The organism is Arthrobacter sp. sptzw32 (assembly GCF_059089735.1).
Window position 1 is genome coordinate 197318 of sequence record NZ_JBNHEZ010000004.1, and the last position, 25251, is coordinate 222568.

Annotated in this window: 25 protein-coding genes; 7 read left to right on the forward strand and 18 right to left on the reverse strand. The window is 67.0% G+C overall.

Annotated features, from left to right (window positions below; all coding sequences use genetic code 11):
* Positions 1–7: 7 nt before the first annotated feature.
* From AC5RVN_RS09875 to AC5RVN_RS09885, 3 genes are all read left to right on the forward strand, one after another.
* Positions 8–856 carry an ABC transporter permease gene (locus AC5RVN_RS09875; RefSeq protein WP_494137799.1) on the forward strand — a complete coding sequence of 283 codons (849 nt, stop codon included), beginning with the start codon at positions 8–10 and terminating at the stop codon, positions 854–856.
* Positions 853–1917, forward strand: a complete 1065-nt coding sequence (locus AC5RVN_RS09880) for a sulfate/molybdate ABC transporter ATP-binding protein (RefSeq protein WP_494137800.1) — start codon at positions 853–855, stop codon at positions 1915–1917. Before AC5RVN_RS09875 ends, AC5RVN_RS09880 begins: the two co-directional genes overlap by 4 nt.
* A gap of 90 nt (positions 1918–2007) precedes the next feature.
* A complete protein-coding gene (locus AC5RVN_RS09885; protein ID WP_494042058.1) occupies positions 2008–2706 on the forward strand; it encodes a hypothetical protein in 699 nt (232 codons plus the stop codon).
* A gap of 60 nt (positions 2707–2766) precedes the next feature.
* On the opposite strand, the gene AC5RVN_RS09890 is transcribed toward AC5RVN_RS09885, so the two are convergent.
* A complete protein-coding gene (locus AC5RVN_RS09890) occupies positions 2767–3150 on the reverse strand; it encodes a hypothetical protein (protein WP_494137801.1) in 384 nt (127 codons plus the stop codon).
* A gap of 152 nt (positions 3151–3302) precedes the next feature.
* On the opposite strand from AC5RVN_RS09890, the gene clpB reads away from it, so the two are divergent.
* A complete protein-coding gene (gene clpB, locus AC5RVN_RS09895) occupies positions 3303–5960 on the forward strand; it encodes an ATP-dependent chaperone ClpB (protein ID WP_494105032.1) in 2658 nt (885 codons plus the stop codon).
* Between the two features lie 68 nt (positions 5961–6028).
* Here the strand turns inward: clpB and AC5RVN_RS09900 are convergent, their stop codons facing one another.
* A complete protein-coding gene (locus tag AC5RVN_RS09900) occupies positions 6029–6754 on the reverse strand; it encodes a septum formation family protein (protein WP_494042061.1) in 726 nt (241 codons plus the stop codon).
* A 273-nt stretch (positions 6755–7027) separates the two neighbouring features.
* Here AC5RVN_RS09900 and AC5RVN_RS09905 point away from each other — a divergent pair, with 273 nt between their 5' ends.
* Positions 7028–7261 (forward strand): DUF3073 domain-containing protein, encoded by a 234-nt coding sequence (locus AC5RVN_RS09905; protein WP_494042173.1) that lies wholly within the window; start codon positions 7028–7030, stop codon positions 7259–7261.
* A 174-nt stretch (positions 7262–7435) separates the two neighbouring features.
* Here the strand turns inward: AC5RVN_RS09905 and AC5RVN_RS09910 are convergent, their stop codons facing one another.
* The 10 genes from AC5RVN_RS09910 to uraD form a co-directional block, all read right to left on the reverse strand.
* The gene (locus AC5RVN_RS09910) at positions 7436–9166 is read right to left on the reverse strand and encodes an ABC transporter permease subunit (protein WP_494137802.1); all 1731 of its coding nucleotides are present in this window, start codon (positions 9164–9166) and stop codon (positions 7436–7438) included.
* Positions 9166–10743, reverse strand: coding sequence for an ABC transporter substrate-binding protein (locus AC5RVN_RS09915; protein ID WP_494042063.1), 1578 nt, complete (start codon positions 10741–10743; stop codon positions 9166–9168). The genes AC5RVN_RS09910 and AC5RVN_RS09915 overlap by 1 nt, the downstream gene beginning before the upstream one ends.
* 78 nt (positions 10744–10821) lie before the next feature.
* A complete protein-coding gene (locus AC5RVN_RS09920) occupies positions 10822–12075 on the reverse strand; it encodes an MFS transporter (protein ID WP_494137803.1) in 1254 nt (417 codons plus the stop codon).
* The gene (locus AC5RVN_RS09925) at positions 12072–12875 is read right to left on the reverse strand and encodes an ABC transporter ATP-binding protein (protein ID WP_494137804.1); all 804 of its coding nucleotides are present in this window, start codon (positions 12873–12875) and stop codon (positions 12072–12074) included. Before AC5RVN_RS09925 ends, AC5RVN_RS09920 begins: the two co-directional genes overlap by 4 nt.
* Positions 12872–13681, reverse strand: coding sequence for an ATP-binding cassette domain-containing protein (locus AC5RVN_RS09930; protein WP_494042066.1), 810 nt, complete (start codon positions 13679–13681; stop codon positions 12872–12874). Before AC5RVN_RS09930 ends, AC5RVN_RS09925 begins: the two co-directional genes overlap by 4 nt.
* A gap of 151 nt (positions 13682–13832) precedes the next feature.
* The gene (purM, locus tag AC5RVN_RS09935) at positions 13833–14993 is read right to left on the reverse strand and encodes a phosphoribosylformylglycinamidine cyclo-ligase (protein WP_494137805.1); all 1161 of its coding nucleotides are present in this window, start codon (positions 14991–14993) and stop codon (positions 13833–13835) included.
* The gene (gene purF / locus AC5RVN_RS09940) at positions 14990–16660 is read right to left on the reverse strand and encodes an amidophosphoribosyltransferase (RefSeq protein ID WP_494105039.1); all 1671 of its coding nucleotides are present in this window, start codon (positions 16658–16660) and stop codon (positions 14990–14992) included. Before purF ends, purM begins: the two co-directional genes overlap by 4 nt.
* 58 nt (positions 16661–16718) lie before the next feature.
* Entirely contained in the window at positions 16719–17033 is a 315-nt protein-coding gene (locus AC5RVN_RS09945; RefSeq protein WP_494137806.1) for a hypothetical protein, read from the reverse strand.
* Between the two features lie 94 nt (positions 17034–17127).
* Complete coding sequence (gene uraH / locus AC5RVN_RS09950) at positions 17128–17466, reverse strand: hydroxyisourate hydrolase (RefSeq protein WP_494042070.1); 339 nt, start codon at positions 17464–17466, stop codon at positions 17128–17130.
* Positions 17463–17960 (reverse strand): 2-oxo-4-hydroxy-4-carboxy-5-ureidoimidazoline decarboxylase, encoded by a 498-nt coding sequence (gene uraD, locus AC5RVN_RS09955; RefSeq protein ID WP_494105149.1) that lies wholly within the window; start codon positions 17958–17960, stop codon positions 17463–17465. The genes uraH and uraD overlap by 4 nt, the downstream gene beginning before the upstream one ends.
* A 252-nt stretch (positions 17961–18212) precedes the next feature.
* Between uraD and AC5RVN_RS09960 the strand changes: the two genes are divergently transcribed.
* The gene (locus tag AC5RVN_RS09960) at positions 18213–19487 is read left to right on the forward strand and encodes a GAF domain-containing sensor histidine kinase (RefSeq protein WP_494137807.1); all 1275 of its coding nucleotides are present in this window, start codon (positions 18213–18215) and stop codon (positions 19485–19487) included.
* A 3-nt stretch (positions 19488–19490) separates the two neighbouring features.
* Here AC5RVN_RS09960 and AC5RVN_RS09965 read toward each other — a convergent pair whose 3' ends face one another.
* The 4 genes from AC5RVN_RS09965 to AC5RVN_RS09980 are packed head-to-tail and all read right to left on the reverse strand — an operon-like array spanning position 19491 to position 23304.
* Positions 19491–19913: an ATP-binding protein gene (locus tag AC5RVN_RS09965; RefSeq protein ID WP_494042072.1), complete on the reverse strand. Its 423-nt coding sequence runs from the start codon at positions 19911–19913 to the stop codon at positions 19491–19493.
* On the reverse strand, positions 19906–20238 hold the full coding sequence (locus tag AC5RVN_RS09970; RefSeq protein ID WP_494042073.1) for an STAS domain-containing protein: 333 nt from the start codon (positions 20236–20238) through the stop codon (positions 19906–19908). Before AC5RVN_RS09970 ends, AC5RVN_RS09965 begins: the two co-directional genes overlap by 8 nt.
* Positions 20228–22195 carry a glycosyltransferase family 2 protein gene (locus tag AC5RVN_RS09975; RefSeq protein WP_494042074.1) on the reverse strand — a complete coding sequence of 656 codons (1968 nt, stop codon included), beginning with the start codon at positions 22193–22195 and terminating at the stop codon, positions 20228–20230. The genes AC5RVN_RS09970 and AC5RVN_RS09975 overlap by 11 nt, the downstream gene beginning before the upstream one ends.
* Positions 22192–23304 carry a PP2C family protein-serine/threonine phosphatase gene (locus AC5RVN_RS09980; RefSeq protein ID WP_494137808.1) on the reverse strand — a complete coding sequence of 371 codons (1113 nt, stop codon included), beginning with the start codon at positions 23302–23304 and terminating at the stop codon, positions 22192–22194. The genes AC5RVN_RS09975 and AC5RVN_RS09980 overlap by 4 nt, the downstream gene beginning before the upstream one ends.
* 250 nt (positions 23305–23554) lie before the next feature.
* Between AC5RVN_RS09980 and AC5RVN_RS09985 the strand changes: the two genes are divergently transcribed.
* The gene (locus tag AC5RVN_RS09985; RefSeq protein ID WP_494137809.1) at positions 23555–23938 is read left to right on the forward strand and encodes a hypothetical protein; all 384 of its coding nucleotides are present in this window, start codon (positions 23555–23557) and stop codon (positions 23936–23938) included.
* Positions 23939–24007: 69 nt separating this feature from the next.
* Here AC5RVN_RS09985 and AC5RVN_RS09990 read toward each other — a convergent pair whose 3' ends face one another.
* A complete protein-coding gene (locus AC5RVN_RS09990; RefSeq protein ID WP_494137810.1) occupies positions 24008–24589 on the reverse strand; it encodes a GNAT family N-acetyltransferase in 582 nt (193 codons plus the stop codon).
* A 48-nt stretch (positions 24590–24637) separates the two neighbouring features.
* The gene (locus AC5RVN_RS09995) at positions 24638–25132 is read right to left on the reverse strand and encodes a GvpU-like protein (protein WP_494137811.1); all 495 of its coding nucleotides are present in this window, start codon (positions 25130–25132) and stop codon (positions 24638–24640) included.
* Positions 25133–25251: the final 119 nt, after the last annotated feature.

The window sequence follows — 25251 nt, forward strand, 5'->3', positions numbered from 1 at the left end:
GCAGCCCGTGAGCCGCCAGGCCTACAGCGGCATACCGCGCTGGGTGCATGCCGTCGCGGTCCTGGCCGCGCTGGTGGTGGTCCTGCCGCTGGCCGCCCTGGTGGCAAGGGTCAACTGGGGCAACTTCCTTCCGCTGGTCACCTCCGAATCCGCCGTGTCAGCCCTGGGCCTGAGCCTGCGGACCTCCGCCGCCAGCACGGTCCTGTGCATCGCGCTGGGTGTGCCGCTGGCGCTGGTCCTGGCCCGGGGCAGGTTTCCGCTGCAGGGCCTGTTGCGCTCGCTGGTGCTTCTCCCACTCGTGCTGCCGCCCGTGGTGGGCGGCATCGCGCTCCTGTACACGTTCGGCCGCCAGGGCCTCCTTGGCAGGACCCTGGACGTCTTCGGCCTCCAGATCGCTTTTTCCACCACGGCCGTTGTCCTGGCCCAGACCTTCGTGGCCTTGCCCTTCCTGGTGGTGAGCCTCGAAGGGGCCCTGCGGACCGGAGGAGAACGGTATGAAGCCGTGGCGGCCACCCTCGGCGCCTCGCCCGGGCGGGTGTTCCGCCGTGTAACGCTGCCGCTGGTGCTGCCCGGCCTGGCCTCCGGTGCGGTGCTGGCCTTCGCCCGCAGCCTGGGTGAATTCGGCGCCACCTTGACGTTCGCAGGCAGTCTCCAGGGGGTGACCCGGACCCTCCCGCTGGAAATCTACCTGCAGCGGGAAACGGATCCGGATTCCGCCGTCGCACTGTCCCTGGTACTGGTGGCTGTGGCGGTCGTTGTGGTGGCACTTGCGTACCGCCGGCCCGGCAACAGTCCCTTCCGGGCGTCCAGGCAGCGCACGACGACGGCCGCCGCGCCGGGCGGGAACGGCCCGTGACGTTGATCTTTGAGGCAACCGTGGCGGAGCGGGGATTGGACGTGGCCCTCACTGTCGGCCCCCGTGAAACAGTGGCAGTGATGGGGCCGAACGGTGCGGGTAAATCAACCCTGCTGTCCGCCACCGCAGGCCTGCTTCGGCCGGACAGCGGGCGGGCCGAGCTTGACGGGAAGACACTGTTCGATCTCTCGCCGGGCAGGAGGACATGGACGCCGCCGCACCGCCGCGGCACCGCCCTGCTCGCCCAGGAACCCCTGCTGTTTCCGCATCTCGACGCCTTGGAAAACGTGGCCTTCGGGCCACGGAGCGCCGGGGTGGCCAGGCGCCAGGCACGGACAGAAGCTGCGCGCTGGCTGGCCGAGGTGGAAGCGCAGGATCTTCATGGCCGCCGTCCGGCGGGGCTGTCCGGCGGCCAGGCCCAGCGGGTTGCCGTGGCCCGCGCCCTGGCAGCAGATCCCGGGCTCCTTCTTCTGGATGAGCCCATGGCTGCCCTTGACATCCATTCCGCGCCGCTGCTGCGCCGCCTGTTGAAGCGGGTCCTGGCGGCCAGGCCGGCCATCATCATCACCCACGACGTCCTGGATGCCCTGATGCTGGCGGACCGCGTGGTCATTTTGGAGAAGGGCAGAATCTCAGAAGAAGGCCCCACCCGGGAGGTTCTCCAGCGGCCCCGCAGCCGGTTCGCCGCCGGGCTCGCAGGGCTCAATTTCCTGGCCGGCGAAATAACGGACCATGGGCTTCGGTCCGGCGGGCTGAACCTCTACGGGCAGCACCACGAGCTTCCGGGCCCGCTGCCCGCCGGACAGCCAGGCGTGGCGGTTTTCCCGCCGTCGGCCGTTTCGGTTTTCCTGTCTGAAGCGCACGGCAGCCCGCGCAACGCCTTTCCGGTGACCATCACCGATTTGGAGCCGCACGGGGACGGGGTCCGCGTCCGCGCGGGCGAAAGCGGGCAGCTGAACGCGGACATCACGCCGGCCGCCGCCGCTGATCTCGCGCTGGCGCCAGGCATGCGGGTGTACTTCGTGATCAAGGCCGGGTCCGTGGCCATCTACCCGAACTAGTCGCTCTGGCCCCGGCTAATGGTGCGGTGAGCCCGAAGGGTAGGCTGGTCAGCGTCGCGCGGACGGGCGCGGCGTATTGGGGGAGAACTAATGAACGTACCAGCGGGGCATGTCCTCGGCAGAAAAATTACGACGGCGGCTGCCGCCCTTGCGTTGCTGGCTGGCACAAGCGGTTGCAGCCTGTTCCCGTCGCCGGCCCCTCTGCCGGACATCGCCCCGGCTACGCCGGTGTCCGCGCTGCCGGCCGAGTGCCCCTTCGTTGGCCAGAACGACCTGCTGCCGGTCCGGATCCCCATCGGCACACCGCGCGAGACGATCGGCAGTGTCCTGAACGCGTACAGCGCCTGGCTCAACGCCGGTTCGGAGCTGGTCAGCGCCTGGACTCCAGGCACCGCGGTCCCCGGGAACTGTGTCGAGCGGCTTGCGGCCAGGAATGCGGAGGCCTACTCGAACACCCTTTTCACGTCGCACAGCGACGTGGCCTGGCAGCAGTACTTCACCTCCGTGAAGGTAATGAACCAGCAGAACCTGGCAGCGGTCCGCTCTGCTGAACCGGAAAGCAGCGGGCGGGGAATGTTCGAACTGCTGCAGGAGATCGACTCGAGCGCCACAGACAGCGGCACGTTCCTGAAGTTCGATGCCGTGTACCGCCCCGTGGTTGCCGGCCAAGGCAGCTGGGAGGACCTGGACAAGCCCACGCGCTGGTATGTGGAACTGGTCCCGGCGGGAGAGTTCCTGGTCATCAACTACATCGAGACCAAACCGGCGGCCGGTTACCCGGCGGGCTGACGCCGCTGCCGTTGCCGTTGAGCGGATGCCGGTCCTCGGCCTGCTCCCCACGGCGGCGGCCTACATCCCCGGCAGGTCCAGGGACTCGTAAACCTGAATGCTGGCGCCGGGCATCATGAGGTGCGGGTGGCCGTCCAACAGAGCCTGGGCACCGGCGAGGTCCTCGGCCTGGAGGATTCCGTAACCTGCGACGCCGGTGCTGGTATCTGAGGTACCGGTTGAGGTGATTTCCTTCCCCGCTCCCAGCGGGGTGCCCAGGTCCACAATGCCGTCGCCGGCGCCCTCGGCCCACGCCATCCACGCCTTCATGCCCTCCCGGGCTGCCTCCGGCGAACTTTCGGCCATCTGCGCCTGGGCCGACTGTGCTGCGATGTAGAGAACAACAAACTTCTTCATTGCCTGTCCGGTCTCCCGTGCGCCGGCGGCACTGTGCTCCCCGGTCACAAGCCGATCCTAGGGTGGATGGCTCTGCTTGGAAACGGGGGGGAAGTGAGGCGTCCGGGTTCGCTGTGGGAAAACTGAAAATAAAAAGTACCCCATCCAAAGTTGAGCGTAGTAGACTCAACTTAGATCAATTGCCCTGAAAGGAGCTCTCTTTGGACGTCAAATTCACCACCAAGAGCCAGGAGGCTCTTTCGGCTGCGGCCATGAATGCCTCCACCGCCGGCAACCCGCAGGTGGAACCTGCCCATTTGCTTAAAGCGTTGATGGACCAGCGTGAAGGCGTAGCGGTGGCGCTTCTCCGCGCAACCGGCGCCGACCCGGACGCTGTCAGCGTCCAGGCCAGCAGTGCCATCAAAGCGCTGCCGGCCACGTCCGGGGCGTCCAGCCAGCAGGCGCAGCTGTCCCGGCCCGCCCTGCAGGCCATCCAAAACGCGAAGGAGGAAGCCGACCGGCTGGGCGACACCTTTGTTTCCACTGAAGTGCTCCTCCTGGGCCTGTCGGCCGGAAGCGACGCCGCAGGCCGGCTGCTGCGTGACGCCGGCGCCTCCCACGAAGCGCTGCTCGCCGCCCTGCCGGGCGTGCGCGGCGACGGAAAAGTCACCAGCCCGGACCCGGAGAACACCTTCCAGTCGCTGGAAAAGTTCGGCACGGACCTCACCGCCATGGCCAGGTCCGGCAAGCTGGACCCGGTGATCGGCCGCGATAACGAAATCCGCCGGATCGTCCAGGTCCTCAGCCGCCGGACCAAGAACAACCCCGTCATCATCGGTGAGCCCGGCGTGGGCAAGACCGCCGTCGTCGAAGGACTGGCCCAGCGCATGGTGGCCGGGGACGTGCCCGAAAGCCTGCGCGGGAAGACCCTCATCGCCCTGGACCTCGCCTCCATGGTGGCCGGCGCCAAGTACCGCGGCGAGTTCGAAGAGCGCCTCAAGGCCGTCCTCGAGGAAATCAAGAACTCCGACGGCCAGATCGTTACCTTCATCGATGAAATCCACACGGTAGTGGGTGCAGGTGCCACCGGAGACTCATCCATGGACGCGGGCAACATGCTCAAGCCCATGCTGGCACGCGGCGAACTGCGGCTCATCGGTGCCACCACCCTCGATGAATACCGCGAGAACATCGAAAAGGACCCTGCCCTGGAGCGCCGCTTCCAGCAGGTGTATGTGGGTGAGCCCAGCGTCGAGGACACCATCGGCATCCTCCGCGGCCTCAAGGAGCGCTACGAGGCGCACCACAAGGTTGCCATCGCAGACTCTGCCCTGGTGGCAGCAGCGACCCTCTCCAACCGCTATATCTCCGGGCGCCAATTGCCAGACAAGGCCATCGACCTGGTCGATGAGGCCGCGTCCCGGCTGCGGATGGAAATCGACTCGGCACCCGAGGAGATCGACCAGCTCCGCCGCGCCGTCGACCGGCTCACGATGGAAGAACTCGCCCTGGAAGGCGAAACCGACGCTGCTTCCATGGAGCGCCTCGCCGCGCTGCGGGCGGACAAGGCGGACAGGGAAGAGGAACTGGCTGCGCTGAATGCCCGCTGGGAGGCCGAAAAGGCCGGGCTCAACCGGGTGGGTGACCTCAAGGCGAAGCTGGACGAGCTGCGTTCCACGTACGACAAGGCCGCCCGCGAAGGGGATCTTGAGACGGCATCACGGATCCTTTACGGCGAAATTCCGGCGCTCGAGCGGGAGCTGAACGCTGCCGCAGAGGCCGAAGCCGCCATCACGGACAAGTCCGCCCAGATGGTGGCGGAGCAGGTGACCGCAGACGACATTGCCGAGGTCATCTCCGCCTGGACGGGGATCCCCGCAGGCCGGATGCTGCAGGGTGAAAGCCAGAAGCTGCTGCACATGGAGGAGGAGCTCGGAAAGCGGCTGATCGGGCAGAAGAAGGCCGTCACCGCCGTGTCCGATGCCGTCCGCCGCGCCCGCGCCGGCATCAGTGATCCCAACCGCCCCACCGGTTCGTTCCTGTTCCTTGGCCCCACAGGCGTTGGCAAGACGGAGCTGGCGAAGGCACTGGCGGACTTCCTGTTCGACGACGAACGCGCCATGGTGCGGATTGACATGTCCGAGTACGGCGAGAAGCATTCCGTGGCGCGGCTCGTGGGTGCCCCTCCGGGCTACGTGGGCTACGAGGAGGGCGGCCAGCTCACCGAAGCCGTCCGCCGCCGTCCGTACTCGGTAGTGCTGCTGGACGAAGTGGAGAAGGCCCACCCCGAGGTCTTCGACATCCTCCTGCAGGTGCTCGACGACGGCCGCCTCACCGATGGCCAGGGCCGCACCGTGGACTTCCGCAACGCGATCCTGGTGCTGACCTCCAACCTGGGCAGCCAGTTCCTGGTTGATCCCTCGCTGGATGCCGAGGCCAAACGGAACGCCGTGATGGCCACCGTCAACGCCTCCTTCAAGCCGGAGTTCCTGAACCGGCTGGACGAAGTGGTGCTGTTCGACCCGCTGTCCGTGGAGGAGCTTGCCCGCATCGTTGAACTCCAGGTGGGCGAACTGGGACGGCGGCTGCACGAGCGCCGGCTGACCCTCGACGTCACCGACGGCGCCCGCGCCTGGCTGGCGATGTCCGGCTTCGACTCCGCCTACGGCGCCCGGCCACTGCGCCGTCTGGTCCAGCGGGAAATCGGCGACCGTCTGGCCAAGGCGATCCTGTCCGGCGAAATCTCGGACGGCGACACCGTGCTGGTGGACACGGCCACCGATTCCGTTGAACTCACCATCGAGGGGCTGGAAGCGCTGGCCAAGCCCAACGGCGGTGCGGTCCCCGGAACCGGACTGGTGGTTCGCCGGAAGGAATAGGCCCACCGGAAGCAGTGGACGTGTAGCCGGGCCAGGACGTGCTGCCCTGGCGCCTGGTGCCCCAGGCGCTAGGGCAGCACGCTCGCGTTAACGTTGTTGCCGCCGGGGGAGGTGACGTAGCAGTCCACCCTGCGGTCCCCGCTTTCCCAACTGGTGGAACTGGGAAAGCTCCGCTCGAAGTTCAGGGTGTACTCGTTGGCCGCAGGTCCCAGTCTTGCCGCCTGGCACGCTTCCAGGGCTTTGGCCTTCAACGCCTCGGGGCCCGGGTACGACTCGCTTTCCGGGTAGCGGAACAAGGCGACCAGTTGGGCTGAATGGCCGGTGTCGCAGGGGACAACCGTGGCTTTCAGCGCTTCCGGGCTGAAGTCCTTAAAGCAGTCGCCCAGGGCATAGTCGGCAGGTTCCGCCTCGCGGGGCAGGGGCAGCGGGCTGGCGGGGGGAGTGGCGGCGGTTTCCAGCACACCGGCAGCGGCGCCTCCGGACGCCTCCTGGTTTTCGTTGCTGTTCAACCACAGGGCAAGCCAAACGAGCGAGCCGATGACCGCCAGGAGAACAACAACGAACAACGCCTTCCACAGCGTCCGCTGGTTGATGCTCCCGCGGCCCGCTTCGGGCCCCTCCGGGAGGGCCGACCGGTTGCGGCCCCCCGCCCCGGCTTCATTCCGCTGTTGCCGCCTGCGTAACGGGGGCTCGACTGCCGGGACTCCATACTCGGCCGCGGGTACCGTGGGCAGGCCGGCGGCGGGCGAAGAGGCGGGCTTGGGCGGGACGTCCTGGTGGTTCACGGGGTGCATCCTCCTGCGTTTTTCTCCGCGCGGGCGCCGGAATTCCGGCCGGGCTCAGTAGTTGCTGATGTGACTCTACCGAAGAAAAAAGCCTGATTCCGGCCTGGGCAGGGCAGGAGCGGTACTGCATGTGATGTGCATCGGCACTGCGGGAGCGCGCCTGGCAAGCGGGAGCAGTAGAAAGCATGTAATCTAGGTGTACGACAAATTGACCAAACATTCCGGGGCCTCACCATAGCCAAGGTGACCACCTCCGGTCCGAGTACAAAAGGGGGTCACGCCATGGGGCGCGGCCGTCAAAAGGCAAAAGCTACTAAACAGGCTCGGGACATCAAGTACTACTCCCCGAACACTGACTACACAGCTCTCCAGCGTGAGCTCAAGAGTTCAGAAGTCCGCGCTCCCAGCCGTTTCGCCAACGAGCCGGTTGAACCGGACTATTCGGCTTACGTGGACAAGTACGCGGATGATTTGGAAGAAGATGACGACGAGGTAGATACCCGTCGGATCGGCTAGTTGTCCCGAGGTCTGTTGCCGTAACCGGACAGCCCTGTGACACCGTCGCACTCATGGATTCAGTATCGGGGTCCCGGTCTTTCAGCTCGGATCAGTGCTGCGCTTCTTTGTAGCCCCCTGGTCTTCGCAGACTGAGGGTGCTGAACTGCAGACATAAAGCCCGCCCCCTTCGCCTTATACGGTGCCGGGGCGGGCTTTCTGCTGTCCGGCCAGGCTCACAGCCAGAACTGACGCCAGGACCAGCGCGGAAGCCGGTGCCAGGACCGCCCACGGCGCCCGTTCCACGTAGCCGATGCCCTCGGCCAGGATCAGGCCCCAGTCCGGTGACGGCTGCTGGGGTCCCAGCCCCAGGAACCCTAGTGCCGCCAGGGCAAGGGCAACCCCCGGCAGCCGGAGCATCGCGTGGCGCAGGAGCGGCCGCACCACCGCCGGCAGGATGTAGCGAAGCATGATGCGCGCCCTGCCCACCCCCAGAACAGGGAGGATCTGCACGTAGGATTGCGCCCGTGCCTCCTGGGCAAGCGCGGCGGTATGTGCGGCCAGCGGAGCCCAGCTTACGGCGGCCACGGCCAGGGCAGCGCCCTCTGCCGAGGGTCCCAGCACGGCAGCAACAACCAGCCCGGCGAGGATGGGCGGCGCGGCGTTGGCCACCTCAAGCGGCCCCGCAGCGGCCAAGGGGAACAGCCCGACGGCGATTCCCACCGCCAGGCAGACCAGGACCACTACCAGCGCAGTCCCCAGCGTCCCCAGGGCGCCGTGTCCCACCCGGGCCAGGAGGTCACGGCCGCTGGCGTCGGCACCAAAGGGCAGCGCCCAGGTGGGTGCCGCGAGCCTGGCGTGGGCGGAGGTGAAGGGATCACGCAGCAGCCCGGCCCCGACAATGAGCAGCAAGGCGGCAGCTGCGACTGCCGGCACCGCCGGCCGGCGGCGCCGCCCTGACTGCGCCGGCTCCGGAAGCGGCAGCGTGCCGAAGCGGACCGCGGGCCCAATCAGGAGGTACCGCGCCGCCGTCGTCAGCGTTCCCACCAGCAGTGCCAGCCCCATCAGTGCCAGCATGCCCGCCTGGAGGGTGGGAATGTCCTGGGCGCCGGCGGCACCGAGGAGCAACCGGCCGAGCCCCGGAATGGCGTAGACCTTTTCCACCGCCACCGCTCCGCCGGTTAGTCCGATGAGGACCAGCCCGATCTGTGGCAGCACCGATGGCAGTGCCCGCCGCAGCACAGCCAGCGTCAGCCGCCCGGGTCCTGTTCCTGCCAACCGCCAGGTGCCCACCCACTTCTCGCCGAAGCCGGCGCGGATGGCGTCGGACAGGAGCAGCCCCATCAGGCCGCCCGCAGGAATGCCGAGGGCCAGGGCGGGCAGGACGGCGTACTCCGGGCCCTTCCAACCGAAGGGCGGAAACCACTGCAGCCAGATGGCACCTGCCACCAGCAGCATGGCGGAAAGCAGGAATTCCGGCAGCGAGGTGAGTGCGGCGGAAAGCGCGCCGGACGCTGTCCTCCGCCGCTGCCGGAGGCCGTCCACTACGGCCGGCGCGCAGATCAGCAGGGCAATAACGGCTGCTATGGCAATGGCGAAACCCATCAGCGTCACCGACACGCTCAACGCAGCCGCGGCGCCGGGTCCCACCGGAGTATTGCTGATCCAGGACGTGCCAAGGTCACCGGCAAGCACCCCCTGGACCCAGGAGCCAAGCATGGCCACCGGTCCCTGCTCCAAACCGAGCTCCGCCCGGATGGCAGCCAATGCTTCCGGCGTGGGCTCGCGGTCCGCGTACCTGGCACGGAGGATGGTGTACTCGGCGCCACGCCCCGAGAGCCACGGCATCATCCCGATCAGCACCACCAGCCCGAGGAGGGCGACGATCCGCGAGACGGTGACCTTCAGGAAAACCAGAGCGGGCATCAGCCGGCCGCGCCTGTGCCGGTGGACCCGCCGCCCGTGCTTTCCGTCGTGCTGCTGACTGCTGTCCTGCCCGTGATCAGGGCCCGTTCGCGCGGATCCCGCTCCACGCCCCGCACCCTTACGGATTCGCCCTGGATGACCCGTTCGTGCAGCAGCGGGATGGCGGCGTCGCGGGCCAGGATGAGGCCTTCGGCGGCCGCGATGGCAGCACGGCGTTCCGGGCCGGCAGGAATGCCTGCGGCCCTGGCCAAGGCTGCGTCCACAGCCGGATCGCAAAACTGGGAAATGTTGAAGGATCCGCTGCAGGAGAAGTCGCTGTAGAGGTAGGCCACGGGATCACCGGAATCCAGCACAGTTGCGCGGGAGAGGATGAAGGCATCGAATTTCCCGGCCAGGGCGTCCGCCTCGATGTGCTGGTATTCGCGGACATCCTGCTCTACGGTGAAACCGGCGGCTTCCAACTGCTGCTCCAGCTGGACCGCAACTTCCGGCAACTCGGCCCGGTCGGTGAAGGTACCAAGCCGGATGGGCGTCCCCTTCACCGCGGTTGCGGCAACGCGGGCAGCAAGGGCTGCAGCGTACCCTTCGTTATTCCGCTCGTCCGCCGCCCACGGAAGGGCCGGGCCGAGCAGCCCGGCTGCCTTGTCCGCGCGTCCTTCGTAAACCCTGTCCACAACGGTGCCGGCATCGATCGCCCCGCGGGCAGCGGCGCGGACGGCCGGATCAGCGAACGGACCCGCGGCAGTGTTGAGGTAGAGCGTGTTGGTCCGCGGCATTGGCACCTCGTGCACCAGGGCGGGATCGATCTGTGCCACCTGACCCACGGGTATGGCTTCGACAATGTCCGCATCCCCGGTCCGCAGAGCCGCTGCCCGGGCGGTTCCGTCCGGGACGAACTGGACGTCCACGCCGTCGGCCTCCGCTTTTTCACCCCAATACCCGTCGAAGCGGTCCAGCCGTGCGGACGAGGTGCCGTCCACAGACACCAGCCGGTACGGCCCTGTGCCTGCATTCCGCGGGTCAACCATGCCGCCCTCTTGGTAAGCCGAGGACGCGAGGACGGCCAGCTGGGGACTGGACAGCCGCTGGGGCAGAAGTGGATCGGGCGTCGCCGTCCTGACCACTACAGCGCCGGGACCGTCAGCATCGGCCGCAAGTTCGACGCCGTCGAGGATCCTCGGCTTAGGGCTGGCCTTCGCGGCAGCGGTCAGGGAGGCAACAACCTCCGCCGACGTCATGGCTGTCCCATCGTGGAACTGCACACCTTCCCGGAGAGTGAAGCGCCACGAGGTCTCATCGATCTGCTGCCACTCGGTGGCCAGCGCCGGCTTGGCCTCGCCGAGATCATCCAGGACCACCAGGGTTTCGGCGGTCTTCCAGCGCGACAGCTTGAAGGCGTCGTCGCTCAACGGGGACAACCCGGACCGGGGCGGCTGAAGCATGGCCACCTTGATCCGGCCGGCACCGTCCCCGCCCTCGGCCGCCTGCTCGGTGCCGGCGAAACATCCGCTCAGGCCGGCAGCGATCAGGAGGGCTGAAAGGGTAGTTACGCCTGTTTGGAGTCGTTTTTTGGGCACGTTTGTTACCTGCTTCGATTGTCGGTGGGAGAGCCGGCTTACTGCCGGAATGAGCGTTTACTTGATATGCGCGGCGGTTCAGCGCCTGGCCGGCAGAAGCCGTGGAAGTCCGACGGCGGGAATCACCATGAGTGCCGCCATCACCGCCCAGGGCCAGACGGCGTCAGGGCCCGGCCGGGAGGCACCTGAGTAGAGCGGTCCCAGGACGAAGTTGCCCAGCAGCACTGCGCAGCCGCCCATGCTCGCAAGAAGTCCGTAGTAGATGCCGGTCAGGCGGCCGCGGGCAAAGTCGAGGACCAGCGGCATGGCCACGGGTCCGATGCACATGTGCCCCAGGCACAGCCCCACCACGAGCAGCAGGGGCGGCAGGAGCTGCAGGGTGCCGGTGGCAGGGAACCGGGCAAGCAGGGCCATGGTGGCGAAGGCCAGGCCCTTGAGGAAGAAGCCGGTTGTCAATGCCCGCCCGGCGCCCATTCGGGTGGTCAGCCGGGAGATTGGCCACTGCAGCGCCACGGTAAGGACGGAGGCAACGGCGAACAGCACGGCCAGGGCCTCAGGTCCTGCGCCGCTTCTGGTCAGCTCGATGGGAAGGCCGAAGTAGAGCTGGTTGTAGGCCAGCAGGTTCACACTGTAAAGGGCGGCGAAGGCCAGGAAACGCTTGTCCCGCAGCATCGCGGGGACGCCGTCGGCGGGCAGGGCAGGGGAATGCAGGCGGGCTGGAGCAGGTGTCCCGGCCCGGGCCGGCACGTGGTGCCACAGCACCCCGGTCATGACGGCAAAGACCGCCGCCCCGGCCACCGCGGCCCAGCTGAAGGAAAACCCCAGCAGCAGTGCTCCCACCAGAGGGCCGGCCACGGCCCCGATTTCTCCGCAGATGGCGAGGAGCGCAAAAAGTCCAGGTGCCTTCCCGCTGGTGTTCCGCCGTCGTTCTTCTGCCCTGCCAACCAGTGATTCCAGGGCCGGGGAGAACAGTGCCCCACCCATGCCCGTGAGCACGGCGCCCAGGAGGAACAGCGGAAAGCTGCCGGCCAGAGCCAGGGCCAGGTAGCCGGAGATGCGGACCAGGCAGCCCGCCAGCATGGCGCGGCGCGGCCCCCAACGGTCCGTGATCATCCCGCCCGCCAGGAAGAGTCCCTGCTGGCTGAAGACGCGGGCGCCCAGGACCACGCCCACCGCGGTGGCGGTCATTCCGAAGTCCTGGGTCATCACCAGAGCCAGGAACGGAACCACCGCATAGAAGCCGATGTTGAAGACGAGCTGGCTGGCGAGAAGGAGGCCAGGGGCAGGACGGGGTTCTGCTGCTGTCTGTTCTGCAGCGCTGAGGGCGGTCACAGGGCACCCGCCGGGACGGCGCAGTGGAGCTGCAGGTTAGCCGAGGCCTGCACGAGCTCGACGGCGGCCGGGCTGGCGGGGTTTTCCAGCACCTTCCCCGTTGGCCCTTGTTCCACGACGGTGCCGCCTGCAAGCACGGCCGTGGTGCCGCACAGCCGGGCGGTTTCCAGGTCGTGGGTGACCAGGAGCAGTCCCAGGTTGTCATTCCGCACCAGTCCGGCCAGCAATGTCAGCACGGTATCCCGGAGGGGGAGGTCCAGGCCGCTGACGGGTTCGTCGGCCAAGAGGTAGGCGGGCGAGACAACCAGGGCGCGGGCGATGGCCACCCTTTGGCTTTGCCCGCCGGACAGTTCCCCCGGGCGGCGGTGCATCAGGGCAGCCGGCACCTCGACGCGTTCCAGCGCATCGCCGATCATCTCCCGGTGGTTTCCTTCCAGCCGGAGCTGCCGCAAGGGTTCCATCAACAGCTGCCAAACGGTCATCCGGGGATCGAGGCTGCCTGCAGGATTCTGCGGAATGTACTGCACTGTCCGGCGGTACCAGCGAAGTGTTTTGGCGGTTCCGGGCCCCACGGTCCGTCCGCCGAGCGTCACGGTGCCTGCGGAAGGCTTTGCCATGGCCAGGAGAATCCGCACCAGGGTGGACTTGCCCGAGCCGGAGCTTCCCACAAGCGCTGTGCTGGTGCCGGGGGAGAGGGCAAGGCTGACGTTGGCCAGCGTCTTTTCCGCGGGTCGCCTGCTGCGGAAGCCGCGGGGCGGGTAGGCAAAGGAGATGCCATTTGCGGCCAGGGCGGCGGTCATGCTGCCACCGCTGTTGTTCCAGCCGCGGGGGTTCCCGGAAAAGCCGAGGGCGAAGTTGCACCGGCTGCCTGCACCAGCCGACGGGTGTAGGCGTGCCGCGGAGTACGGAGCAGTTGCGCCATCGGTGCGTCTTCCACGATCCGGCCGCCCTCCATGACCATGGCGCGGCTGCACAGCGCGGCGGCGGCCGCGAGGTCATGGGTAATAAAGAGAAGCGTGCGGCCCTCGGCCCCCCAAGCGCCGAGGGTCGCAAGTACTTTCAGCCGGGTGACGGCGTCCAGGGCGGTAGTGGGCTCATCAGCCACGAGGACGCGGGTACCGCAGGCCAGTGCCAGGGCGATGCAGACTCTTTGCAGCTGCCCGCCGGACAGCTCGCCGGTGTAGCGGGGCAGGATGGCTGAAGGCTGCTCGATTCCGGCCCGGGCCAGGAACCGGCCAGCCTGCGTCCGGGCGTCCGTCCGGCTGAGCCCGGCCCTGCGCAGCGGAAGGAGGAGCTGTTTGCCCACGGGGACCAGCGGATTGAGGGAGGTCTGCGGGTCCTGGCGGATTAATGCCGCGTTCCCCGGGGCTGCCTGCACCTTGCCGGCTACGGCCGGACGCCCTGGGAAGGTGACTGCCCCGCTGACGGTGATCCCTTCCGGGACGGTTCCAGTCACGGCGGCGGCCGTCAGTGACTTTCCCGATCCGGAGGCGCCCAACAGGGCAACGCACTCACCTGCGTGGACGGAAAACGTCAGGGGATGCACCAGCGGCTGGCCTGCATGCGCCAGCGCGAGGTTTTTCACGGAGAGGGCGGGTGCAGGCATCTGGGCATCATTTCGTAACAGGACTCAGGGCAGGTCTCATACTAACAATAATCATTCGCAATTACGCAAACCGTAATGCGCCCAAGAGGTGCAGCGGGCACAAAAATGCCGGTGGGTACCCCTGAAGGCACCCACCGGCGTCGAGGAAATGCTAGGCGTAGGCGTTGACCAGGCGGACTGCCCCGCCATCCACACCCTTGGCGCCCTGAACGTAGTCCGGGCCGGACTTCAGGATGGAATCGGAGTCCCCGGTGACGGTGCCCATCACCCAGGAAGGCAGGCCGCGGTCGTTGAGGCGGGCAACTGCGGCGTCAGCGGCGTCAGCCGAGACGATGGCCACCATGCCTACGCCCAGGTTCAGCGTGCGTTCCAGGTCCGCCAGCGGGACGTTGCCCAGTTCGGACACCAGCTTGAAGATGGCGGGCAGTTCCCAGGTGGAGCGGTCCACCGTGGCCACGAGGCCCTGCGGGAGTACGCGGGCAAGGTTGGCAGCCAGGCCTCCGCCGGTCACGTGGCTGAAGCCGTGCACCGCTGATGCGCCGGTGACGGGGAAGGTGCGGGCGAGGTCCAGGCAGTCCGCGGCGTAGACGCGGGTGGGCTCGAGGAGTTCCTCGCCCAGGGTGCGGCCCAGTTCGGAAACCTGGCGGTCCAATGCCCAGCCGGCGTGGTTGATTACGCGGCGGACAAGCGAGTAACCGTTGGAGTGGAGGCCGGAGGAAGCCATGCCGATCACCACGTCCCCGGCGCGGACACGGTCCGGTCCCAGGAGCTGGTCGGCCTCAACAACGCCGGTGGCTGCGCCTGCGACGTCGTACTCGTGTTCGCCCAGCAAGCCAGGGTGTTCGGCCGTTTCGCCGCCCACCAGTGCGGTGCCGGCGACGGAGCAGGCCGCTGCGATGCCGCGGACAATATCGGCGATGCGCTCGGGCACCACCTTGCCGCAGGCAATGTAGTCCGTCATGTACAACGGCTCTGCACCCACCACCACGATGTCGTCCACCACCATGCCCACCAGGTCGAATCCGATGGTGTCGTGGATGTCCATGGCCTGGGCGATGGCAACCTTGGTACCCACGCCGTCGGTGGAGGTGGCCAGCAGCGGCTTCTTGTAGGTGAGCAGCGTGGAGACATCGTAGAGGCCGGCAAACCCGCCTACCCCGCCGATTACCGAGGAGTTGTGGGTAGCTTTGATGGCACCCTTCATCAGCTCGACGGCGCGGTCGCCGGCTTCGACATCGACACCGGCGGAGGCGTAAGTGATGCCTGCAGTGTTCCCGGAGGTGTTGCCGGAGGCGGGGGCAGCGGAAGTCATACGGACTCTTTCTTGTCAGTGCCGGCGGCGGCGTGTACGTCTGGCACAAGGTCGGCTTCGGTCAGCAGGTTCTCGAACTCCGAGTCCGGTCCGGGATCGCAGCCGGTGGCGCCGGACTTCTCCGCCGGGTCCTCTTCGGAGTCCACGGCAAGGGCCGCGGTGGCACCGGGGAGGGCGGAAGGCGAGGGCTTCAGGCCGCCGAGGTCGGTGCGTTCGAGGAGGTTCTTCCCGAGCTTGTCCGCGCCCGGAAGCTCGATGGGGTACTTGCCGGTGAAGCAGGCGGTGCAGAGGCGCTCGCGCGGCTGCCGGGTGGCGCCGATCATGCCGTCCTCGGAGATGTAGGCCAGCGAGTCCGCGCCGATGGCCTGCGAGATTTCCTCGATTGTGGCGCCGTTGGCGATCAGCTCGGCACGGGAGGCGAAGTCGATGCCATAGAAGCAGGGCCATTGGACCGGCGGGGAGGAGATTTTGACGTGGACGGCCGCGGCGCCGGCTTCGCGGAGCATCCGGACGATGGCGCGCTGGGTGTTGCCGCGGACGATTGAGTCATCCACTACCACCACGCGCTTGCCGCGGATCACGGACTCGAGGGCGTTGAGCTTGAGCCGGATGCCGAGCTGGCGCAGGGTCTGCGAGGGCTGGATGAAGGTGCGGCCAACGTAGGAGTTCTTGACGAACCCGTGGGCGAACGGGATGCCGGATTCCTCGGCGTAACCCACGGCTGCAGGCGTACCGGACTCCGGAACCGGGATAACGATGTCCGCGGCCTGCGTGTTTTCGCGGGCCAGCTGGCGGCCCATTTCCACCCGGGACTCGTACACCGATCGGCCGGCGATGGCGGCATCCGGGCGGGCGAGGTAAACGTACTCGAAAACGCAGCCCGCCGGCGTCGGCTCGGCGAAACGCTGGGAACGCACGCCCTGCTCGTCGATGGCGATGAACTCGCCCGGCTCGATCTCACGGATGAAGCTGGCGCCGACGGTGGCGAGTGCCGACTGCTCGGAGGCGACAACCCAGCCGCGCTCCAGCCGGCCCAGGACCAGCGGGCGGATGCCGTAGGTGTCGCGGGCGGCGTAAAGGGTGCCTTCGTCCATAAAGACAAAGCAGAAGCCGCCCTTGATTTTGGGCAGCAGTTCGATGGCCGTCTCTTCGAGGGTTTTGCCCGGCTCGCCCTCAAGGAGGGCCGTCACCAGGGCTGTGTCCGAGGTGTTGCCCTGCTTCATCTCGCCCGTAAGCTGATCGCCGTTGCGTTCCTGGATCATCGCGTTGAGCTCAGCGGTGTTGGTGAGGTTGCCGTTGTGCGCCAGGGCAACCGTTCCGGTGCTGGTGGCGCCGAGGGTGGGCTGGGCGTTGGCCCAGTGGCTGGCTCCGGTGGTGGAGTAGCGGCAGTGGCCCACCGCCAGGTGTCCGGTAAGGGTGTTCAAGGTGGTCTCGTCGAAGACCTGGGAGACGAGGCCCATGTCCTTGTAGACGTTGATCCGGTTGCCGTCGCTGGTGGCTATGCCAGCGGACTCCTGACCGCGGTGCTGCAGTGCATACAGCCCGTAATAGGTAAGTTTTGCTACTTCTTCACCTGGTGCCCAGACTCCGAAAACGCCACAGGCGTCCTGCGGGCCTTTTTCGCCAGGGAGAAGATCATGGGAAAGTTTTCCATCGCCGCGTGCCACTGGTCGATTATCTCACGACCTGGAGGAGGACTTTTCCGGCCGCCCGTTTGTGACTTGCCTAGGGACGGGGGTCGGTGTCCGGTTCGGAATCGGGGACGGACTCCACCACAGCCCGCTGCTGCCTTTTCAGGCTTCGCCGGTCCAGGATCAGCGCCAGTACGGCGCCCAGGATTGCGCCGGCGCCGGCAAAGAGCACCAGGAAAAATCCGAAGACCGAGGCGGGGTCAAAGCTCTCGCTCGCCGGCAGGCCGTAAGCAACCGCCGCTGCCGCCCCCACACCCACCAGTGCGCCCAGGATCAGGAACGGGACGTACTTGGGCGCCCGGCGGACGGTGATCTCGCGGCGCTCGGCGCGGGGTTGTTCAAAAGCCATGCCTCAAGCCTACATTTCCGCCGTTGCCCTATCAGTTACGGCTGCCAGGGCGCCGGTTTGGGGACTGTAAGTGGCAGGGCAACGGGGAGGGGTGTCAGCTGCCGCGGTAGGTGGAGTACGCGAAGGGGCTGAGCAGGAGCGGAACGTGGTAGTGCTCGGAGCCGGTGACTTCGAACACAAGGTCCACCTCGGGGAAGAACGTGGCAGTCTGGAGGCCGGCATAGTAGCTGCCCGTTGCGAAGTTGAGCCGGTAGTTGCCGGGTTCCAGCTGCTCCGGGCCCAGATCCTTCGCGCGGCCGTCGGCATCCGTGGTGGAGGCTGCAAGTTCCTGCCAGCTGCCGCCGTTGTTTTTGTAAAGCACGACGGCGACCCCGGCCGCCGGGCGGCCGGCGCCGGTGTCGAGGACATGGGTAGTGACGTGGGAGACGCTCATTCGGTGATCAGTCCTTCAAGCCGCAGTACGGCAATCTCGCGCAGCTGCTGGGCCACAATGGAATCTTCCTCAGCGGGGGAGTTCCCCAGCCGCTGGTCCAGGGACTGCAGGATTTCGGGAGCCGTGCGCCCGGCTGCGCGGATCAAAAAGACCCTGCCGAATTTGGCCTCGTAGTCCCTGTTGCCCTGGGCCAGAGCCTCCGCCAGGGCCTTGTCCGCCGGATCCACCCCTGCCTGCTCGGAACGTGACATGGACGCCTCGGTGGTGGCCGCCGTCGGACGTTCACCGATCCGCGGGTGGTGCGCCATGGCTGCTTCAACCTCGGCCGGAGTGAACGGGTGGGCAGCCTCGGAGGCGAACGCCAGGAGCGCGTCCTTGGAAGGGAAGGGCCGGGCGGCAGCCACAGTGTCCACCCAGCGCTGAACGTCGATGCAGGGTCTAAGCGTCTCCGCTGCCCGGGCGGGGTCAGCAGTGTTGAATTCGGCAAGCTTCATGCTGGCAGGTACCTCGTAACAATTGCTGGCATCCATGGTGACGGCTATGCGGATGCCGGACTTCCCGGCGCCCATCACCAGTGAAACCGGATCAAGGCTTCCGCATCATGGAACTGTTATTTCAGCATACGTAATATTGAAGATCAGGCTGCTGCCGGTGTCAAGAGACTACAACAGTGCCGGGCCCCATCCGGTATCCTCACGGGGAAGCTGCAGGGCCCGGGCGGAAGATGCTGGGGGAACAAAAAGAATATGGACGGGACGGCTATGCAAACGCTGACCGATCAGGACGCCGCACGCGATCGTGGCCTTCGGGAATACGGATTGATCCCCGCCGACCCTGGTGGGTTGCCGGCGCTGGCGAACCCGAGGACGCGTGCTGCGCTGGACAACCTGGTACGCCTGGCTGCGAGTTTGTGCGGCGTGCCCTACAGCGTGGTGAACATCATTACCGCGGACCAACAGCTGCAGGTCGCCGCCGCCGGTATAGATCCCGGAATATGCTCCCGCGAGGACTCGATGTGCTCGAGCGTCTTTCTGAGCGGCGAGTCCACCGTGGTCCGCGACGCCTCCGTGGACCCGCGGTTCCGGTCCAACCCGTTCGTGACCGGGGAAATAGCGGACGTCCGCTTCTACGCCTCCGTGCCGTTGGAGACCTCTTCCGGCCTGGTGCTTGGCTCGCTCTGTGTGTTTTCTGACCAGGCGGATCTGCCCACGCCCGAGCAGATCCGCCTGGTGGAGGTCCTGGCCGGCCAGGTCGTTGAACTTCTGGAACTCCAGCACCGTACGCTGCAGCTCAACACAGCCCTTGAAGATCTCCACCGGAGCAACGAGATGCTGGCCGAATTCGCCGGGCGGGTCAGCCATGACCTGCGAGCGCCCCTGACCACCATCCTGGGGTATGTGGAACTGGCCGAGGACGACCCCAACATACCCCAAGGACACCCTTCCGCCGAGTACCTGGAACTCATAGCCAACGGCGGGCGCCGCATGCTGGTAACTCTGGAAGACGTGCTGGACTACTCGCGCGCCGACGGCAGGTTGAACCGTAACCACGTGTCCCTGCTGGCTGTCACGGCGGAGGCAGCGCAGGACCTCGGTGTGGACCTCGACGCCGACAGCGGGATCTCCTGCGACGACGCCAAGCTCTTCGCAGACCACGGGCAGCTTCGCACCCTGTTGCAAAACCTCCTGGCCAACTCACTGAACTACCGCTCGCCGGAACGTCCGCTGCGGATCGAGGTCAGGGCTGCAAACGGCCCCCGGGGCGTGACGGTCCAGGTTGCCGATAACGGCAAAGGCATCCTGCCCGCCGACCGGGCCAGGGCCGTGGAGCCACTGGTACGGCTCAACCGGCCCGGCGACGGGCCCGGGACAGGCCTGGGCCTGGCGACCTGCCAACGGATCGCCCAGGCGCACGGCGGAGAACTCACCATCAGTGACACTCCCGGGGGCGGGGCCACTGTTTCGGTGCTCATCCCGGCCGAAGCCGCTGCGGGCCCGGCCGGGACGTCGGGCCGGCTGTAAAAATCAGCCCTGCGGTGTCCTGGACAGGACCCAGACGTTGGTGCCGTCCTGCCGTTCGAAGGTAACCGTCGTGACCAAGGCCTGGATCAGCGCCAGGCCGCGGCCGGACTCGGCGTCCTCACCGACGGTTGCCGGCTCCATCGGGCCGAAGGGCGGCTTCGCGTGGTAGGCGCTCACCCGTGCCTGCAGCAGCGCGGGCCGCACCTCGATGTCCACCCCCAGCTCCACGGGTTCCTGCGCCACGGGCTCGGCATGCTGGACGATGTTCGACGCCGACTCGATGACCGCCGTCGTAAACGTCATTTGGTCCATGTCCTGCACAAAGGGGACGTCGAGCCAGAGGCTGTCGAGGTGGTTGTGGATCGACTCGATGGCGTCCTCGGACGCCGGCCCGCGGAAGCTGCGGGACGCCAGGACTTCAGTCATTGCTGAACGCCTCTTCGGCGGATCCGTAAGCGGTGAGGACTTTGTCCATGCTGGTCAGCTGCAGGACCATCTTCACCTGGGGCTGGACAGCTGCGATCCGCAGGTCCCCGCCCGCCTGCCGCGCCGCTTTGAGGCAGCCGATCAGCGCGCCCAGGCCGGACGAATCCATGAACGCCGTTTTTTCCAGGTTCACCACGATCCGGTTGGATCCGCCGGCGATTACATCCGTGACGAACTCGCGCAGCTTGGGCGCGGAGACCATGTTCAGCCGTCCGTCCGCCTTGACCTCCGCATACGAGTCCTTGACCTCATAGCTAAACTCCATCGGGTTTCCTCTCTGCTAATGCCAAATCTGGAGCCGGTTCATAACCCTTGTAGAGCACTGCACGCACCAGGATGCTCATGACCACCAGGTCGAAAATGACCCACACGACGTTCACTAGGGTGCCAAGTGGCTCGGCCAGGCCGGTAGCCAGGCGGATGATTCCGACGACGGCGGCCACGGCCAGCAGGACGGACACCACAATCTGTGGCCGGATCAGGCTCCAGCTGGGTCCGCCGTTCTGGCGGGCCTTGGGGGTGACGGCAAATCCAAGGGGGCGTCCGAACCAGACGTTCCGGGCCGCCGTCGAGCACGCCTTGATCCAGGTGGGGAACAGGGCAAGGCTGTACTGTTGGCCGCGCCAGGTGGGGATGCCGCGGCCGGCGACGGCGAACAGCAGCTGGTTGACCACCATGAACGGGATGAACCGGATGAAGAAGTCCCAGCTCAAACTCGTCACCGGCAGGACTCCGAGCAACAGGTAGATGATCGGGGCGGCGAAGTAGATAACCGCTGCGTAGCCGCTGAGGTAGGTCCACATGGTGGCGAAGTACATCAGCCGCTGCCCCAGCTTGAGGCCCTTCTGCACCAGCGGGTTCTCGCGGAGCAGCACCTGGATGGTGCCCTGCGCCCAGCGGAGGCGCTGGGTGAGCATGGTCTTGAGGTCCTCGGGAGCGAGCCCGTAGGCGAGGATTTCGTGGTGGTAGACGCTCTCCCAGCCCATCGCGTGCATGCGCATGGCGGTGGCCATGTCCTCGGTGACGGAGATCGTGGCCAGCGGCATGACCGGCTGTGCCTCATCGTTGCGTTCCACCGAGAGGGCATCCAGGACGGCCTGCACGGATTCCAGGGCGCCCAGGGGCGACCAGTCACGGGCGGACATGCGCTGCACGGCATCGTCCGCCACGACGGGGACGCCTGACTCGCCCACGTGGGCCAGTTCCATGGCGGCGATCTCTTCAAGGTCTGCCTGCAGGGCTTCGACGTCGGCCATCACCAGGGTCTGCACGGCGGCGTCCACGCGGCGGCGTACCCGGTAGGTGATCTCGCTCAGGGCTCCGCCGGCGTCGAGCTCCTGCTGCGCCTCGCGGGTTGCCGCCTCCACTTCGTCCAGCACCTGGGCCACCAGTGGTGTCATGTCTGGAGACTTCCGGGCCTGCTTGATGGCAGAGCGGGAGGCGGCCAGGGCACGTCGGATGCTCTTCTCGGTTTCCTTGACGTAACCCACCAGGCCCAGCTGCATGAGGGCTTCGCGGCGGAGGATGGCGTTGGAGCCGCAGAAGAAGGCGGCGTTCCACCCGTCCTTGCCCTGCTGGATGGGGCCATAGAAGAGGGGCGCCTGGCTGCCGAGGGGATCATCGGCCGGGACGTTGCTGAAGTACTGCGGTGTCTGGACCAGCGCCACCCGGCGGTTGTTGAAGTAACCGAGGGTCTTTTCGAGGATGTCCGGCTCGGGGATCTGGTCAGCGTCCAGGATCAGGAGGAACTCGCCGTGGGTCTGCATCAGGGCGTTGTTGAGGTTGCCCGCCTTGGCGTGCCGGGGCAGGTTGGAGGTCCAGTCCTCGCTGCGGGTGACATAACCCAGGCCATGCTGGGCGGCGAGGGCCTCCAGCTCGGGGCGGGCGCCGTCGTCCAGGATCCACGTGCTGTGCGGGTGCCGGATCTTCTGAGCGGCCAGCGCGGTGGTCATCACCATGTCCAGGTCTTCGTTGTAGGTGGTGATGAAGACGTCCACGGTGGCATCGGCCGGCGGCGCCGGGGCGCCCTTCCGGATCTTCAGCTTCCACACCGTCATGCCGAACAGCATCACGTCGATGAGGCTGTAGGTTTCAGCGACCACCAGCGGCACGGCGATCCACCAGGCGTCCCAGTTCAGCGATGCCATCCAGCGCCAGGCGATGTAGTTGACGCCCGTGATGACGGTGAGCACCACCACCAGCCGGGTCAGGAACCGGGTCATGCGCCTGCTCCTTCGGGCAGCCGGCGGACCACAACCACCGTGACGTCGTCCTCAGCGGTCTCGGCCGGGGCCAGGGCAAGGATGGCGCTGCTGGCTGCCCGGGCCGAGTCATGTCCCTGCACCGCGCTGCGGACAGCCTCGGTGAAGTCCTCAACGGTATCGAAGACGTCCAGCACGCCGTCGCTGGCCACCACCAATGAATCGCCCGGGGCGAGCTCGAGGCTGGACTGGGGCCATTGTGTTCCTGCCCAGGCTCCGACTGGGGGCCCGCCGGACGCGAGGCGGTGGGCGGCGCCGCCGGAGCTGACGTGCAGCGCAAGCCCATGCCCGGCGTCGACATAGCTGACCGTTCCCGAGGCCGCGTCAAGCCGTGCGTGGAACAAAGTGACAAAGGAGTTGGAGGAATCCAGGTCCGTGGCTATCGCCTTGCTGGCGGAGGCGAACGCGCCGTCGAGGTCCTCCCGGCGGCCCGTGGAGCGCATGACGGCGCGGACTGTCGCCGCGATCAGGGCGGCGCCCATGCCTTTGCCCATGGCGTCGGCGAAAGTCAGGTGGAGCCCGTCCGGGGTCTGGTACCAGTCGTAGAAGTCCCCGCCCACGCTGCGGGAAGGGCGGAACATCCCGGCCACGTCATAGCCTTCGACGCGGATGTCCTCCTGCGGGAGAAGGCTTAACTGGACTTCGGTGGCGCGTTCCAGCTCGCTCCGGGCGGCCGAATCGGCAGCTGCGGAGGGGCGGCGGCGGAAGAGGGCGTTGATCCGGGACTGCAGCTCCCGGGGGCTGAATGGCTTGCTGATGTATTCATCAGCTCCGTTGTCCAGTCCGGTCAGCTTGTCCAGTTCGTCCGCACGCGCGGTCAGCATCACAATGAAGGCGTCCGAGAATTCCCGGAGCCGCTTGCAAACTTCCAGTCCGTCGAGGTCCGGGAGGTTCAGGTCCAGGGTCACCAGGTCCGGCTGGCGGCGGCGGACTTCCTCCACACCGGGCAGACCCGCTCCGGCCTCCGTAACGTCGAAGCCCTGCTTGACCAGGACGCGGACCAGCAGGCCGCGAATGTCCGGGTCATCCTCGATGACAACGGCACGGCGGGTTTCGGAGGGAGAGACCATAGCTCTACTTCTACCGTATTAACGGCAACGGGGCATGTCGCAAGGCTTCTTGTGGTGCTGGCCGTGTTGGCAGCGGCCACCTGCTCCGGGCTTCCCCGGCGGCTGCCTCAGCGGATCTTGCGCCAATCTTGGCACCTGCTTGCCTGGACGTTGAGGAAGGCCCGGGACACTCGAAGGCAGAAGAAACAGCTTCAGGGACAACGGTCAACGAAGACCGGTCCGGAAGCTGGCCGGTGCAGGAGGGGCAGCCATGGGACACAGCAACATCAAAGACCAGACGACGGCGGGTGCCGCCGCGGGCGCGGCGCCTGCCGATGGCGGGGCGACCGCGATTGGACCGGAGGCGGAAGCGGGTCCGCGTGAACTGGTGCAGGCCGGCCTGAACAAGGGCAGGGCGCTCCTGCGGGTCTACCTCCACTCGCGGAAGGTGCGTGCCGCGGCCAAGGCACTGGCGCAGGCACTCGCCGAATCGAGGGCGGCGTCGAGCTGGCCCGGGGACCGGTTGCCGGTGGGTGAGGAGATGTCCGTGCAGGTGGAAAAGCTGACGCACCGCCTTAACCTGGAGACCGAGGCGCATTGCAGGTTGGAGGCGCTTTTCAGGAGTGCGGACCTGGGGCGTCCCGCGGCGGTTTAGGTGCCGGGAACCCTGGTTAGCGCTATGGGCTGGGCGCCCTGATTTCGGCGCGCCGCTGGAACCGGGGGGTTACGCCTGATCCCGCAGGTTCAGGCGCATCAGCACCCGCGGGAAGCCGTTGAGTACTGACTCCGTGTCCGCAGCCTTGGTGAAGCCGGCGTCCTCGAAAAGCTTGCGCGTGCCCACGTACGCCATGGTGAGGTCTACCTTTTGCCCGCGGTTATCCACCGGGTAGCCCTCGATGGCCGGTGCCCCATAGCTTCCAGCGAACGCAACGGCGCCTTTGAGCAGGAGGTGTGAAATGCCTTTGCCGCGGCGCCCTGGCCGCACCCGGATACACCACACAGACCAGACGTCCAGCCCGTCCACGTGCGGAATCTTCCGGTTCGCGGCGAAGCTGGTATCCGAGCGGGGGTGGACTGCTGCCCACCCGACTACTTCACCGCCGTCGTACGCCAGGATTCCCGGCGGGGGATCCTGGGCCACCAGCTCCTTCACCAGCTCCCCGCGCTCCGCCCCGTGCAGTGCCTGGTTCTGTTTCGACGGAATGCGGTAGCTCAGGCACCAGCAGACGTTGGCGTCCGGCCGTTTGGGCCCCACCATCGTCCTGACATCCTCAAACTCAGTGGCCGGACGGACCTCGATCACCATGCGGCCATCCTGTCACCGGCCTGCGCAGGGGGCAACGGCGCTGAGTCCCTACTCGCCCGGGATGCGCCCTATGCTCCATGCCGAGACTTTGCGCAGGTCGACTCTGGTGGCCTGCATGCGTACGTGGACTCCCCCTGACAGCAGCACCGGTCCAAGGAAGTGGATGTACCGGTCCTGGTCCTTCGGCTGCGGGCCTGCCCCGCCTTCTCCCGCCGGCTGGCGTTCCAGTTGGTCCGTCGCCGGCTCCAGCGACTCGAAGGCGGCGGCGACGGCCGGGCTGCCGGTGCGGATCTGGTCATTCTGCCGCTGTGCCCAGGCGTGCGCGGACACGACGGATCCGGAGATGACGGCGCCGTCCACAACAACGGTGAGCTCCACCGTTGCGTCGTTGCCCATCCTGGCGACCGGAGCCAACAGGAGCGCAAGACGGTGGTCGATCTCGTACCAGGATTGGGCTTTAAAGCGTTCGCGGTTGGCCGCGAATGCAGCGTCGCGCTCCGCCGCCACCGCGGACAATACCTCTTCAGCAGTCTCGTCCGCCATGGACCCTTCCCCTTTCGTGGTTCCGCCAGGTCACCCTCCCACAAGAGCTTAGTTTCCTGGCCTCGCAAAGCGTTGGCGGGTGGAAGAAGGCCGGCAGGGAGGGGGGTGCCAACCCTGTC

Excerpts from the sequence above, each read along its gene's own strand:
- AC5RVN_RS09885 (WP_494042058.1), top strand. The coding sequence starts at position 2,008 with ATGAACGTACCAGCGGGGCATGTCCTCGGCAGAAAAATTACGACGGCG.
- AC5RVN_RS09900 (WP_494042061.1), bottom strand. The coding sequence starts at position 6,754 with ATGCACCCCGTGAACCACCAGGACGTCCCGCCCAAGCCCGCCTCTTCG.
- AC5RVN_RS09905 (WP_494042173.1), top strand. The coding sequence starts at position 7,028 with ATGGGGCGCGGCCGTCAAAAGGCAAAAGCTACTAAACAGGCTCGGGAC.
- AC5RVN_RS09910 (WP_494137802.1), bottom strand. The coding sequence starts at position 9,166 with ATGCCCGCTCTGGTTTTCCTGAAGGTCACCGTCTCGCGGATCGTCGCC.
- AC5RVN_RS09925 (WP_494137804.1), bottom strand. The coding sequence starts at position 12,875 with ATGACCGCCGCCCTGGCCGCAAATGGCATCTCCTTTGCCTACCCGCCC.
- AC5RVN_RS09930 (WP_494042066.1), bottom strand. The coding sequence starts at position 13,681 with ATGCCTGCACCCGCCCTCTCCGTGAAAAACCTCGCGCTGGCGCATGCA.
- purM (WP_494137805.1), bottom strand. The coding sequence starts at position 14,993 with ATGACTTCCGCTGCCCCCGCCTCCGGCAACACCTCCGGGAACACTGCA.
- AC5RVN_RS09945 (WP_494137806.1), bottom strand. The coding sequence starts at position 17,033 with ATGGCTTTTGAACAACCCCGCGCCGAGCGCCGCGAGATCACCGTCCGC.
- uraH (WP_494042070.1), bottom strand. The coding sequence starts at position 17,466 with ATGAGCGTCTCCCACGTCACTACCCATGTCCTCGACACCGGCGCCGGC.
- uraD (WP_494105149.1), bottom strand. The coding sequence starts at position 17,960 with ATGAAGCTTGCCGAATTCAACACTGCTGACCCCGCCCGGGCAGCGGAG.
- AC5RVN_RS09960 (WP_494137807.1), top strand. The coding sequence starts at position 18,213 with ATGGACGGGACGGCTATGCAAACGCTGACCGATCAGGACGCCGCACGC.
- AC5RVN_RS09965 (WP_494042072.1), bottom strand. The coding sequence starts at position 19,913 with ATGACTGAAGTCCTGGCGTCCCGCAGCTTCCGCGGGCCGGCGTCCGAG.
- AC5RVN_RS09970 (WP_494042073.1), bottom strand. The coding sequence starts at position 20,238 with ATGGAGTTTAGCTATGAGGTCAAGGACTCGTATGCGGAGGTCAAGGCG.
- AC5RVN_RS09975 (WP_494042074.1), bottom strand. The coding sequence starts at position 22,195 with ATGACCCGGTTCCTGACCCGGCTGGTGGTGGTGCTCACCGTCATCACG.
- AC5RVN_RS09980 (WP_494137808.1), bottom strand. The coding sequence starts at position 23,304 with ATGGTCTCTCCCTCCGAAACCCGCCGTGCCGTTGTCATCGAGGATGAC.
- AC5RVN_RS09985 (WP_494137809.1), top strand. The coding sequence starts at position 23,555 with ATGGGACACAGCAACATCAAAGACCAGACGACGGCGGGTGCCGCCGCG.
- AC5RVN_RS09990 (WP_494137810.1), bottom strand. The coding sequence starts at position 24,589 with ATGGTGATCGAGGTCCGTCCGGCCACTGAGTTTGAGGATGTCAGGACG.
- AC5RVN_RS09995 (WP_494137811.1), bottom strand. The coding sequence starts at position 25,132 with ATGGCGGACGAGACTGCTGAAGAGGTATTGTCCGCGGTGGCGGCGGAG.